12 protein-coding genes are annotated in these 11,902 nt (G+C 69.3%); 7 read left to right on the top strand and 5 right to left on the bottom strand.

Annotated features, from left to right (window positions below):
* The first annotated feature begins 89 nt into the window (after positions 1–89).
* The 3 genes from ACV7NN_RS17125 to ACV7NN_RS17135 are packed head-to-tail and all read left to right on the top strand — an operon-like array spanning position 90 to position 2,970.
* Entirely contained in the window at positions 90–1,649 is a 1,560-nt protein-coding gene (locus ACV7NN_RS17125) for a long-chain-fatty-acid--CoA ligase (protein ID WP_463350762.1), read from the top strand.
* Between the two features lie 9 nt (positions 1,650–1,658).
* Complete coding sequence (locus ACV7NN_RS17130; RefSeq protein ID WP_463350763.1) at positions 1,659–2,501, top strand: aldo/keto reductase; 843 nt, start codon at positions 1,659–1,661, stop codon at positions 2,499–2,501.
* A gap of 58 nt (positions 2,502–2,559) precedes the next feature.
* Complete coding sequence (locus ACV7NN_RS17135) at positions 2,560–2,970, top strand: hypothetical protein (RefSeq protein WP_463350764.1); 411 nt, start codon at positions 2,560–2,562, stop codon at positions 2,968–2,970.
* A gap of 88 nt (positions 2,971–3,058) precedes the next feature.
* Here the strand turns inward: ACV7NN_RS17135 and ACV7NN_RS17140 are convergent, their stop codons facing one another.
* A complete protein-coding gene (locus ACV7NN_RS17140) occupies positions 3,059–4,051 on the bottom strand; it encodes a type IV toxin-antitoxin system AbiEi family antitoxin domain-containing protein (RefSeq protein ID WP_463350765.1) in 993 nt (330 codons plus the stop codon).
* 232 nt (positions 4,052–4,283) lie between these two features.
* On the opposite strand from ACV7NN_RS17140, the gene msuE reads away from it, so the two are divergent.
* From msuE to ACV7NN_RS17155, 3 genes are read left to right on the top strand one after another with little or no spacing between them, the layout of a single operon-like run.
* Positions 4,284–4,880, top strand: coding sequence for an FMN reductase (gene msuE, locus ACV7NN_RS17145; RefSeq protein ID WP_463350766.1), 597 nt, complete (start codon positions 4,284–4,286; stop codon positions 4,878–4,880).
* Entirely contained in the window at positions 4,877–6,199 is a 1,323-nt protein-coding gene (locus ACV7NN_RS17150; RefSeq protein ID WP_463350767.1) for an aminotransferase class V-fold PLP-dependent enzyme, read from the top strand. The genes msuE and ACV7NN_RS17150 overlap by 4 nt, the downstream gene beginning before the upstream one ends.
* Positions 6,200–6,212: 13 nt before the next feature.
* Positions 6,213–8,069: a thioredoxin domain-containing protein gene (locus ACV7NN_RS17155; RefSeq protein ID WP_463350768.1), complete on the top strand. Its 1,857-nt coding sequence runs from the start codon at positions 6,213–6,215 to the stop codon at positions 8,067–8,069.
* 9 nt (positions 8,070–8,078) lie between these two features.
* Here ACV7NN_RS17155 and ACV7NN_RS17160 read toward each other — a convergent pair whose 3' ends face one another.
* From ACV7NN_RS17160 to ACV7NN_RS17170, 3 genes are all read right to left on the bottom strand, one after another.
* The gene (locus ACV7NN_RS17160) at positions 8,079–8,414 is read right to left on the bottom strand and encodes a hypothetical protein (RefSeq protein ID WP_463350769.1); all 336 of its coding nucleotides are present in this window, start codon (positions 8,412–8,414) and stop codon (positions 8,079–8,081) included.
* 108 nt (positions 8,415–8,522) lie between these two features.
* Positions 8,523–9,416 carry an aminodeoxychorismate lyase gene (locus ACV7NN_RS17165; RefSeq protein ID WP_463350770.1) on the bottom strand — a complete coding sequence of 298 codons (894 nt, stop codon included), beginning with the start codon at positions 9,414–9,416 and terminating at the stop codon, positions 8,523–8,525.
* 4 nt (positions 9,417–9,420) lie between these two features.
* Positions 9,421–9,696 (bottom strand): acylphosphatase, encoded by a 276-nt coding sequence (locus tag ACV7NN_RS17170; RefSeq protein WP_463350771.1) that lies wholly within the window; start codon positions 9,694–9,696, stop codon positions 9,421–9,423.
* Between the two features lie 62 nt (positions 9,697–9,758).
* On the opposite strand from ACV7NN_RS17170, the gene ACV7NN_RS17175 reads away from it, so the two are divergent.
* The gene (locus ACV7NN_RS17175) at positions 9,759–11,291 is read left to right on the top strand and encodes a DUF7059 domain-containing protein (protein WP_463350772.1); all 1,533 of its coding nucleotides are present in this window, start codon (positions 9,759–9,761) and stop codon (positions 11,289–11,291) included.
* A 32-nt stretch (positions 11,292–11,323) separates the two neighbouring features.
* On the opposite strand, the gene ACV7NN_RS17180 is transcribed toward ACV7NN_RS17175, so the two are convergent.
* Positions 11,324–11,836, bottom strand: coding sequence for a metallophosphoesterase family protein (locus ACV7NN_RS17180; RefSeq protein ID WP_463350773.1), 513 nt, complete (start codon positions 11,834–11,836; stop codon positions 11,324–11,326).
* Positions 11,837–11,902 lie beyond the last annotated feature (66 nt).

Here is an 11,902-nt window from a genome sequence, read left to right on the forward strand (position 1 = left end):
CCGCGGACGAGGGAATTGCCGAAGCCGCACGCGGAGCGTAGCGTTCATCCACACGCCACGCGCGCTCGAGTCAATGGAGACATGAGAATATGACGAATACGGGATATGCGACGATGTCGGTCGCGTCGATCCTCGCCGAGACGGCCAGACGGATGCCCGACAATGTCGCGCTGATCTTCGGAGAGCAGAAGATCAGCTACGCCGACCTCTGGGACCAGACCCTCGGCTACGCAGGGGCCCTCCGCGATCGCGGCATCGGCCCGGGCGACGCGGTCGCGCTGCTCATCCCGAACGTGCCGGACTTTCCGCGGGCGTACTACGGTGTCCTCGCGCTCGGTGCCGTCGTCGTCCCGGTGCACGCGCTTCTGAAAGCCGAGGAGATCGCCTACGTGCTGCGCGACAGCGGTGCGAAACTGCTGATCTGCGCGGCGCCCCTGCTCGGCGAGGGCGCGAAAGGCGCGGCGCTCGCAGGCATCGAGACCCTGTCCGTGCTGGTTCCGGATGAGATGCTCGCCCAGGCCCCGTTCGCCCGGCTGGAAGACGAGGCGCGCGCCGCGGAACCGATCGATGCCTACGTGCCGCGCAGCCCGTTCGACACAGCGACGATCCTCTACACGAGTGGGACCACGGGCAAGCCGAAAGGCGCCGAGGGCTGCCACTTCTCGCTCGTCGAGCAGGTCAACACGCTCGCGGCGGGGGCCCTGGACGTGAAGGCTGAGGACCGCATCCTCGGTTGCCTCCCGCTCTTCCACACCTTCGGGCAGACCTGCGTCATGAACCTCGGCTTCCGCGTCGGCGCGGCCATCGTGCTCGTGCCGAAGTTCGACGGGGCGACGGCGCTCGCTCTGCTCAACGCCCACCAGTGCACGGTCATGACCGGGGTGCCGACCATGTACATCGCCCTGCTCGAGGCGGCGAAGTCGAACCCGGAGCGGCCGCCGCTGCGGTACGGGATGTCCGGAGGCGCGGCCATCCCCGTCGCGGTCATCGAGCGGATGAAGGAGGTCTACGGGATCGACGTCCACGAGGGTTACGGGCTCACCGAGACCTCGCCGGTCGCGACATTCAATCACCGGGGAAAGCAGACCAGGGTGGGGACGGTCGGCCAGCCGATCTGGGGCGTCGACGTCGAGATCGCGGATGCGGAGATCGACGACCACATCGAACTGCTTCCGCGCGGGGAACTGGGCGAGATCGTCATCCGCGGGCACAACCTGATGAAGGGGTACCTCCACCTTCCGGAGGCGAACGCCGAAGCCATCGTGGACGGCTGGTTCCGCAGCGGCGACCTCGGCACCAAGAGCGACGACGACTACGTGACGATCGTCGACCGCAAGAAGGACATGATCGTGCGCAACGGCTACAACGTGTATCCGCGCGAGGTCGAAGAGGTGCTCTCCACGCATCCGGCGGTCGCGATGGTCGCGGTCTTCGGTGTCAGCCACGAGACGCACGGCCAGGAGATCATGGCGGTGGTGACACTGATGCCCGGCCAGAGCGTCGACACCGCCGACCTCATCGCCTTCACGCAGGAACTGGTCGCGGCCTACAAGTATCCCCGGAGGATCGAGGTCCTCGAGACGCTGCCGCTCGGTCCGAGTGGCAAGGTGCTCAAGCGCGAGTTGGTGGCTCGCTTCGAGAGCGCTTAGCGTTGACGCATGACCGCTGACAGCATCCCCTCCGTCGTCCCCACCGTCACCCTCAACAACGGAACCACCATTCCGCAGCTCGGCTTCGGCGTGTTCCGCGTCGACCCCGAGGAGACGACCCGGATCGTGACGGATGCGCTCGAGGTCGGTTACCGCCACATCGACACCGCCGCGATCTACGGCAACGAGAAGGGTGTCGGGGAGGCCCTCGCGTCGGCCGCCATTCCGCGCGACGAACTGTTCATCACCACGAAGCTGTGGAACGACCGCCAGCTGGATGCGCAGGCGGCGTTCGACGAGAGCCTTGAGAAGCTGGGGCTCGACTATGTGGACCTGTACCTCATCCACTGGCCGACACCGCAGCGCGGCACCTTCGTGCATGCGTGGAAGTCGCTCGAGACCATCGCAGCCACCGGTCGCGCGAAGGCGATCGGCGTGTCCAACTTCCTCGTGCCGCACCTCGAGAAGCTGCTCGCGGAGACCGACGTCGTGCCGGCCGTCAACCAGATCGAACTGCACCCGGCGCACCAGCAGCCGGCGGTCAGTGCGTTCGCGCGCGAGCACGGCATCCACATCGAGGCGTGGGGCCCGCTCGGCCAGGGCAAATACCCGCTGTTCGACCTGCCCGAGGTGACGGCGCCTGCCGCAGCGCACGGGAAGACCCCCGCCCAGGTCGTCATCCGCTGGCATCTGCAGACCGGGAACATCGTGTTCCCCAAGTCGAACCGGCGCGAGCGGATGGCCGAGAACGTCGACGTCTTCGACTTCGAGCTCACCGCCGACGAGGTCGCTGCGATCACGTCGCTCGAGCGGGAGGGGCGCGTGAGCGCGCATCCGAACGAGGTGAACTGACGGCCGGCGCCGTCGGGCGTTCCCTGCCCGCGACGTACAGCGGCGATAGGCTCGCGGCGTGCGCATAACGTCGACCATCAACAAGGTCATCTACATCCTCGCCGGCGAGGGGATCCTCCTCGCGCTGAACTCACTGGTCATCTACAACCTCGTTCCGCCGGTGATCGACCTGGTCGTCGTGTTCGTGCTCAACTTCCTGTACGTGTTCATCGGGGTGCGAACGTTCCGCGGGCCGGGCGAGGACGTCGCCGCTCCGCGGGCCTGGTGGCGGGCGACCGCCCGGCCGCTCGCGGGCCTCATCATCGGAGGCATCGCCTGCGTGCTCGCGCTGATCTCGTTGCTCGGCGCGCTCGCGTCGTCCCCGGAGCAGTCCGGCATCGCCGCCGTCGTCTGCGTCGGCTGGACGCTCCTCGCCGCCTACTACCTCAACTCCTCCTTCCGCCTGCGCTCCCTCGACCAGCCCGAGTAGCGCGGGCGCCCGCGCCGCGGCGCCGCCCACTTTCTGAACGACCGCCCACTTTCTGAACGACCGCCCATCGTGCAACGTGATCACACGTTCAGAACCTGTGCGCCCGACTGGACGGGGAGCGCGGCACTCCGGCTGACTCCAGAAGACGGGCGAACTCTCTGTGGACGAGTGCAGCCCGCCAGGTCCACCTGAGGAACCTGGCTTGCCACGAGGTTCGGATGCTGTCCTCCCGCCTCTTCTCCCTCCAGACGACATCCTCGGCCGGTCGACCGGCTGTCAGGTCGGTCCTGGAATACTTCGCTCGCCCGTCGAACTCGCCGATGAGGTGCGCCGAACGCCAGTAGAAGTCCACGACGTAGTCTCCGGACCCGGTCGCAAAGCCGACCTGCAACTCGGGGACCTCGAAGCCGAGCTCGGCGACCCGCGCTCTGCTGAGTGATTCGCCGACGCTCTCGGATCGTGGATCGCCGAACGCGATCGCACGTCGGGCTCGCTTATGCCCCCGGACCGGCGCGACTTCTTCGAGCACCCGCAGAAGTTCCTCCCGCTCGTCCTTCGGCGCTTCAGCCCCCGATCCGTCGCAAGCGGCCCGGCGGAGTGCCGTATCGACTAGCGCGACGCCGTCGGAGAATTCGCTGATCGCCGCAAGGTCGATCACTGTACGTTCCAAGCCGGTGACGCGCACCCCGTCGATGGTCGTGGCGGTTTCGTCAGCGGGGCCGGTATGGGAGCGTACGAGCCGTCTCGAACTGCCTCCCCGTGCGGTCGGAGTCAGTATGTGAGCGACATCCGGCCACGGAGACACGAGCGGGAGGCCGTGAAGTACGGCAGCCGAATGATGGGAGAAGACGACGGGCGACCTCGATGCCGCGGATGTCGCGCGCACGAACTGGGCGTACCTCCCATCGGGAGAAAGGCGGTTCCAAAGTGCCGAGCTTACATAGAAGCCCCGGTAGACGCGCGTGAGGACGCCGCTGCGCACGGCGTCGTCGATCATGCGGGTCGACAGGCCGTTCTCCAGGAGTTCAGTTGTGCGGATGAGGTTCGGGCTCGCATCGACGATGTCACTGATTTCGGTCATGTTCTACGTTCGCAAAGCTGCCGCCCGGCCGGGTGCGCGGACCGGGAGCTGTGGACAGCCGACCCAGCGCCCAACTTGTGAACCAGTGCCCACGGTGCAACGAGGGCACGCGTTCACAACGTGTGCAGCGCGAACGAGCTGGGCAGGGCTCGCGTGCCCGCAGGCGCCCACGCGATTACGTTGTGTGTCGGGTGGGGTGGCACGCATCCGGGGCCCGGTCTACCGTCTACTCATGTCCCAGCCATCGACCGCCCGACCGCTCCGCGTCGTTGCCGTCTCCGGCAGCCTGCACACACCATCCAAGACGACCGCGCTCGTCAAGGAGATCATCGCGGCCTTCGGTCGTGAACTCCAGATAGACGCGCACCTCATCGAGGTCACCGAGATCGGCGCCGAATTCGCAGGCGCCCTGCGGCGCGACCAGCTCCCCGACTCCGTCGAGGCCGAACTGCACCGCATCGAGAACGCGGACCTCCTGATCGTGGCCAGCCCTGTCTACCGCGCATCCTTCACCGGCCTGTTCAAACACCTCTTCGATTTCGTCGGCCAGTACGCACTGGTGGACAAGCCCGTGCTGCTTGCGGCGACTGGCGGCTCCGACCGCCACGCGCTGATCATCGAGCACCAGTTCCGGCCGCTCTTCGGGTTCTTCCAGGCGCTGACCCTCCCGATCGGCGTCTACGCCAACGACTCCGATTTCACCAACTACCAGGTCTCGAGCCTCGACCTCCACGAGCGGATCGATCTGGCCGTCGCGCGTGCGCTGCCGCTCATCCGACTGTCGGTCGCCGAGACGGAGTCCATCGCACGCTACCTGGGCGGACGATGAGCGCCGCCGATTGTCCGCTGCTCCCGGTGATCGGCGGCGACCTCCAGGTTCCGCTCGTCGACGGGAGCGAGACGCGCTATGTGAACCTCGACTACGCGGCGAGTTCGCCCGCTCTCGACGTGGTCGCCAGGCACGTGTCGGATGTCCTGCCGCTGTACGCGAGCGTGCACCGGGGGGCGGGGTACGCATCCCAGATCTCGACCGCGGCGTACGAGCACGCCCGTCGCGTGGTCGGCGATTTCGTGGGCGCGCGCCAGGACGACCTCGTCATCTTCACCCGCAACACCACAGACTCGATCAACCTGCTCGCATCGATCGTGCCGGGCGACACGGTCGTGCTCGACATCGAGCATCACGCGAACCTGCTTCCCTGGGTGAACGCGAACGCCCGCATCGTCACGGCGGCGGACACGATCGAGGAGACGCTGAAGCGGGTGGATGCGGAACTCGCCTCCCGGCCCGCCGCCCTTCTCGCGGTCTCCGGCGCGAGCAACGTCACGGGGGAGACCCTTCCGCTCCGGCGACTGGCGACGATCGCCCACCGTCGCGGCGCCCGGCTCGCTGTGGATGGTGCTCAGCTGGTTCCGCACCGTCGCGTCTCGATCGCCTTCGACGGGGTCGACTACCTCGCCTTCTCCGGGCACAAGACGTATGCGCCGTTCGGCGCAGGCGTGCTGGTCGGTCGCCGCGACTGGCTGGATTTCGGTGAGCCGTACCTGCGCGGCGGCGGGGCCGTGACGCAGGTCAGCCTCGAGTCGGCCACCTGGCGCACCGGCCCGGCGCGCCACGAGGCGGGGTCCCCGAACGTCATCGGCGTCACGGCGCTCGCCCGCGCCGTCCAGGAGCTGGCCACGCTCGACGTCCACGAGTGGGAGGCGCACGAGCGCGCACTGCGCGACCGTCTCGTCGCCGGAATCGCAGGCCTGCCGGGCGCGCGCATCCACAGCATCTTCCCCGACGCGACGGATAGGGTCGGCGTCGTCAGCTTCTCGGTCGACGGGGTCGACTCCCGGCTGCTGGCGACCGCACTGTCGGCGGAAGCAGGGATCGGCGTGCGCGACGGAAAGTTCTGTGCGCATCCGCTGCTGGAGCGTCTCGGCGTCACGGGCCCGGCCGTTCGGGCGAGCTTCGGCGTCGGCTCGAAGGCGGCGGATGTGGACATCCTGATCGCGGAGCTGTCGCGTTTCCTCGCGGACGGTCCGCGCTGGACGTACGAGCTGCTCGACGGTCACTGGGTGGCCATCGACGACGCCCGTCCGCGCCCCGACTGGGCTCCCGAACTCGAGGCGGACCAGGGCTACTACGGTTGCGCCGCGTGACTACGCTTAGCGCATGGCAAACCGGCTCGCCGACGCGATCAGCCCCTATCTCCGCTCGCACGCCGACAATCCCGTCGACTGGTTCCCGTGGGGCGGCGAGGCTTTCGCCGAGGCCGAGCGCCGCGATGTCCCCGTGCTCATCTCGATCGGCTACGCGACGTGCCACTGGTGCCATGTCATGGCGCGCGAGAGTTTCAGCGACCCGGTCCTCGCGTCCTTCCTCAATGAGAACTTCGTCGCGATCAAGGTCGACCGCGAGGAGCATCCTGAGGTGGACGCGAGCTATCTGACCGCCGCCAGCGCCTTCACCGGCAACCTGGGCTGGCCGCTGACCGTGTTCACCACGACGCGCGGCCGCGCGTTCTTCGCCGGAACCTATTTCCCGCCGGCGCCGGTGGGCGATCGTGCCTCGTTCCGCCAGGTGCTCGAAGCCGTCTCGGAGGCGTGGACCTTGCGCCGCGCGGAGGTCGAGGACAACGCCGCGAAGGTCGTGGAGGCGATCCGCGCATCGTCGGCCGCCGCGACGGCGACCTCGGAACTCCCGACGCCCGCCCGCCTGGATGCCGCCGTGGACCTGCTGGCCGGCTTCGAGGATGCGGAGTTCGGGGGTTTCGGCGCCGCACCGAAGTTCCCGATCGCACCGGCACTGCTCTTCCTCCTCACCCGGGAGCGCGGCGTCGGCCTGGGCATCCGGACACTCGAGCGGATGGCGGCGTCTCCGCTTCGCGACCCGGTCGAGGGCGGCTTCTTCCGGTACGCGACACGGCGCGACTGGGGGGACCCCCATTACGAACGGATGCTCTACGACAACGCGTTGCTGCTCGACGCCTACACCCGGGCCTGGCAGCGGACGGGCGCCGAATCGGCCGCGAGGACGGCCGAGGGGATCGCCGGATTCCTCCTGACGGTGATGCGGCGTGACGGCGGAGGGTTCGCATCCGCCCAGGACTCGGAGTCCGTCATCGACGGCGAGCGCGTCGAGGGGCGCTACTACGCCGCGACGGCCGCCGAACGACGGATGCTCGAGCCGCCCCCGGTCGACGGCAAGGTGCTGACCGGGTGGAACGGCCTCGCCATCGCAGCCCTCGCCCGCGCCGGTTTCGCCTTCGACCGTCCCGACTGGTCCGCTGCGGCACGCCGGGCAGCGGAGTTCCTGCTCGACCGCCACCGGCGCTCCGACGGGACCCTGGTGCGCGCTTCCCTGGGCGACCGGACCTCGGATGCGTTCTCGACCCTCGAAGACTACGGCGGCCTCGCGGGCGCCCTGCTCGCGCTCGCCACCAGCACCGGCGAGACCGGCTTCGCCGTCGCCGCCCGCGATCTCGTCGATCTGGCGATCTCCGCAGGTCCAGTGGGCGACGAGCCCTTCGGCGTTCCGGGCGGATCCGATCCGGTGCTCGAAGGCAATGGGATGGCGATCCGCGCCGATCCGTCGGAGGGCGCATACCCGTCGGGCCTGACCTCGATCGCAGCCGCCGCCCACACGCTGTACCTGCTCACCGGGGAACGCCGGTACGAGCGCGCAGCGCGGGCCGGGATGCGGGTCGTGGCAGCGCAGGCCGTTGAGAATCCGACGGCGTTCGGCTCCGCGCTGGAGCTCATGTCGGTGCTCGCCGACGAACCCGGACAGCTGGTGGTCGTGACGGAGGGCGACGACGAGTCCGGGCTCGTGGCGGCTGTGCGGCGCCGGCCCGGCCTGGTGGCGGTGGCCACCGGGGCGCAGGCCAAGGCGTTCGCCGCGGAAGGGTTCGAGCTGTTCGCGGGCCGGGTGGCGGTGGATGCGCATCCGACCGCGTACGCGTGTCACGATTTCGTCTGCCGCCTGCCCGTGCAGGACCCGGCAGCGCTCGAACCCGCAACGCTCGCCTGACGCAGCCCGTTACCTGGTCTCCAGCCGGTCGAGCATTCCCCAGACGGCCGTGCTCAGCTCGGGATGGTCGAGCGCGATCTGGCGGAGCAGCTGGTATTCGAACCGCACGAGGGTCGTCCGGCTCGCCGTCGGGTGGTGCGCTCTGGCCCGTTCCTCGCCGAGCCCGTAGGCCTCCACGGCTTCTTCTCGGAGCGTGTGCACGACCTGCTCGTCGACGCTGGGCAGATCGGGGATGAACTCCCACGGATCGTCGCCCTGCCTGCACCGGTACTCGATCACGGCCGACAGCTCGTCGCGCGCCTGCTGGCGCAGCACTTCGAGGCTGATGGGCACGTGCTCCGACACGGTCGTCCTCCTCGGTACGCGATCGCAGTTCGTCAGTCCGTACAGCCTACGTGGCTGGGCCGACACGGCAACCCCTGCGATGGACGAGAGCGGGCGCAGAGGGCCGCGTCAGTGCGTCCTGGAGAGAAGGTAGGTGTTGAGCTCTTCGGCGAGTGCCGCATCCACGCGGAAGTCCTTGCCGTCCAGGTTCGTGATCGGGGCGGCCTGTCGCACGCTCGAGACGAGCCAGAGTTCGTCGGCCTCGGCGAGCTCGGTCGCCGGGATGCGTTCGTAGGAGGTCTGGAACCCGCGCGCCTCGAAGAATTCGAAGACGCTCGCCTGCGTCGTGCCCGCGAGGATGCCCTGGTCGGTCTGCGGGGTCCGCACACGGTCGCCGTTGAGCACGATCACGTTCGAGGTCGGGCCCTCGAGCGCGTAGCCGTCGGAGCTGACGAAGATGACATCGTCCGCGCCGCGCCGAACCGCCTCCCGGAGCGCAGCCCGGTTCGTCGCGTACGAGAGGGTCTTCGCGCCCTGCAGCAGCCACGGCGAGGTCTCGGCGACGTCGTGCCGGTAGCCGCGGTCGAGGCTGACGACGCGGATGCCCTTCCTGGCCGTCGTGAAGTCCTCTCCGGTGTCCACGTAGACCCAGCCGGTCGGCTTCCCCGTTCCTTCGATCCCGCGCGTCATGATCAGTTTCGCGAAGAGCTCGCGCTGCACGCCGTGACCGAGCTGGTGGGCTTCGATCCCCGCGAGCACGGCCGAGCGCCAGACATCGGTGTCCGGCTCCGGCATGTCCATGAGCTCCGCCGAGTGCTTGAGGCGGGCCAGGTGGGGCTCCAGGGCCTGCGGGTGCCCGTCGACGACGCTGATCGTCTCGAAGAATCCGTCACCGCGCGTGATGCCGAGGTCCATGACGTTCACCTGCGGCGCGGTGGCGCTCACTTCGAGAAAACCGTTGTCGTCGGTGGGCGCCGAGCTGGTGGCCGGGCGGGTGAGGAGGAACAGCGTCGCAGTGTTCATCAGGCTATTGTCTCGCGAGGATGCGGAAATCGCTCTCGCCGGCCGGGTCGAGGTCGGTCACGTCGAGGCCGGTCACGCGTGAGCCCGGCGGACCGTCGGCGAGCCAGGTGAGCATCCGTTCGACCGCCGCGGGCTCGCCCTCCGCTTCCACCTCGACCGAGCCGTCCGCCCGGTTGAATGCGAACCCGGCCACCCCGAGCCGCTGGGCGGCCTCGCGCGCGCTCCAACGGAAGCCGACTCCCTGCACGACCCCGGTGACCACGACGCGTTTGCGGATCATCGAACCATTGTCGCCGACGCAGGGCTCGCAGCGCGGGCGAACGGATGGAGTTGAATGGTGCGATGACCGCATCCCTCGTCGACCGCCTCCGCGCCGATCTGTCCGCCGCACGGTTCGAGGTCGGCGCTCTCGGCGAGCTGTGGGGCGCGGTCGCCGCCGCAGCGCTGTATCGGGGGCAGCGCATTCCGGCTCTGCGTGCGCTCGACGCGCAGCGGTCGGATGCGCCGCGCGGCCTCGCAACGCTTGCCAGGCTCTTCGTGCTGGGCACCCCGGTTCCGCACGACGCGCTCGACAGTGCGTTGCCCGAACTCACCGCGGACGGAGCCGTCGATCTCCGACTGGTCGCTCTGGAGAACGGAACGGCGGTCCCACGTGTCGACCTGCGGCCGTACAGTTTCGTGGATGCGCGCGGCGCGGGCGCCTGGTGGATCGCATCCGACCTCGGCGAGCTGGCGCTCGGGCACGCCCTCCCGGAAGACCACGTGCTCGGGGTCGGCGGCGCGTCGATGACGCTCAGCGGGCTGATGCTCCAGTCGCCTGTCGCGTCCGCCCTCGATCTCGGCACCGGATGCGGGATCCAGGCGCTGCACGCTTCACGCCACGCGGACCGCGTCGTCGCGACGGACATCTCGGCGCGTGCGCTGGAACTGGCCGCGTTCAACGCACGACTCAACGGCGTCGAGAACATCGAGTTCCGCCGGGGGAGCCTGTTCGAGCCGGTTTCGGGCGAGCGGTTCGACCACATCGTCACCAATCCGCCTTTCGTCATCACCCCGCGGCGCGACGGCGTTCCCGAATACGAGTACCGGGACGGCGGGATGATCGGGGATGCTCTGGTCCAGGCCGTCATCGAGAGCGCCGCCGACGTCCTTGCGCCGGGCGGGGTCGCCCAGCTTCTCGCGAATTGGGAGTATCGCGGCGCCGGCGATGCGTTCGACCGGGTCGGCGCGTGGCTCGACACCGGTAACGCCGCAGAACTCGACGCGTGGGTGATCGAGCGCGAAGCGCAGGATGCCGCCGAATACGCGGAGACCTGGATCCGCGACGGCGGAACCCGGGCCGGCACCGAGGAGTTCGATGAGCTCCTCACTGCGTGGCTGGACGATTTCACGGCGCGGGAGGTGACCTCCGTCGGCTTCGGTTACGTTCTTCTGCGCCGGCCGCAGACAGGCGCGCCGACTCTCCGCAGGCTGGAGCGGTTGCACGGATCGCTCGGCGGGAACGAGGCCGGGCTCGGCGTGCACCTCGGTGCTTCCCTCGCCGCCCAGGACTGGCAGGCCGGACGCTCCGATGCAGCACTCGCCGCGTCGCGCCTCGTTGTGGCGCCGGATGTGACCGAGGAGCGCCACTCGTGGCCCGGCGACGAAGGACCGACGGCCATGCTGTTGCGCCAGGGCGGGGGGTTCGGCCGCACGGTGCAGGCGGGTACTGCGCTGATCGCGCTGGTGGGTGCGTGCGACGGCGACCTGACGGTCGGCGCGATCGCAGCGGCCATCGCCGAGCTCCTCGATGTCGACGCAGACGAACTGACGGCCGAGCTCCTGCCGTCGGTCCGCGGCCTCATCGCGGACGGGTTCCTGCTGCCCGTCGTCTGATGGCTTGTCGGGCCTGACGGGCCGCCGTCCGCTCAGTCAGCGGTCGGGAACTCGAGGTTCCGGAGTTCCCCGTCCTCCACGGTGGCGGTGAGGAAGGTGCGCCGGGGCTCGCGCCGGCGATCGGTGGGGGAGCCGGGGTTGAGCAGGCGCAGGCCGCCGGGAGTCGTGGTGTCCCACGGAATGTGGCTGTGCCCGAACACCAGGACGTCCGTGTCGGGGAAAGCGGCCTCCATCCGAGCCTCGCGGCCGGCCGCGGCGCCCGTCTCGTGGATCACGGCGAACCGCAGGCCGCCCACGTCGGCCCGAGCGATCTCGGGCAGCCGCCGACGCAGGTCGGCTCCGTCGTTGTTGCCGAAGACGCCGATGAAGCGGCGCGACCGCGCCTGCAGTGCGTCCAGGGTGGCGACGTCCACCCAGTCGCCGGCGTGGATGACGACATCCGCCTCGTCCACCGCCCGCCACAGCGTGCCCGGCAGCGCTCGCGCGCGCACCGGGATGTGGGTGTCGGACATCGCGACCAGGCGAAGCGCCGCTCCAGGGACCATGAGGCCCAGCCTAGGCACTCTCGTGTCTTCCCTGCCCGCCTGGCTCCGCGCCGCCTACGACGCCGC

This window comes from Leifsonia sp. Ger2509 (assembly GCF_055231915.1).

Coding starts and splice junctions, on each gene's coding strand:
- ACV7NN_RS17140 (WP_463350765.1), bottom strand. CDS start 4,051: ATGACCGAAATCAGTGACATCGTCGATGCGAGCCCGAACCTCATCCGC.
- ACV7NN_RS17155 (WP_463350768.1), top strand. CDS start 6,213: ATGGCAAACCGGCTCGCCGACGCGATCAGCCCCTATCTCCGCTCGCAC.
- ACV7NN_RS17170 (WP_463350771.1), bottom strand. CDS start 9,696: ATGATCCGCAAACGCGTCGTGGTCACCGGGGTCGTGCAGGGAGTCGGC.
- ACV7NN_RS17175 (WP_463350772.1), top strand. CDS start 9,759: ATGACCGCATCCCTCGTCGACCGCCTCCGCGCCGATCTGTCCGCCGCA.
- ACV7NN_RS17130 (WP_463350763.1), top strand. CDS start 1,659: ATGACCGCTGACAGCATCCCCTCCGTCGTCCCCACCGTCACCCTCAAC.
- ACV7NN_RS17180 (WP_463350773.1), bottom strand. CDS start 11,836: ATGGTCCCTGGAGCGGCGCTTCGCCTGGTCGCGATGTCCGACACCCAC.
- ACV7NN_RS17125 (WP_463350762.1), top strand. CDS start 90: ATGACGAATACGGGATATGCGACGATGTCGGTCGCGTCGATCCTCGCC.
- ACV7NN_RS17150 (WP_463350767.1), top strand. CDS start 4,877: ATGAGCGCCGCCGATTGTCCGCTGCTCCCGGTGATCGGCGGCGACCTC.
- msuE (WP_463350766.1), top strand. CDS start 4,284: ATGTCCCAGCCATCGACCGCCCGACCGCTCCGCGTCGTTGCCGTCTCC.
- ACV7NN_RS17165 (WP_463350770.1), bottom strand. CDS start 9,416: ATGAACACTGCGACGCTGTTCCTCCTCACCCGCCCGGCCACCAGCTCG.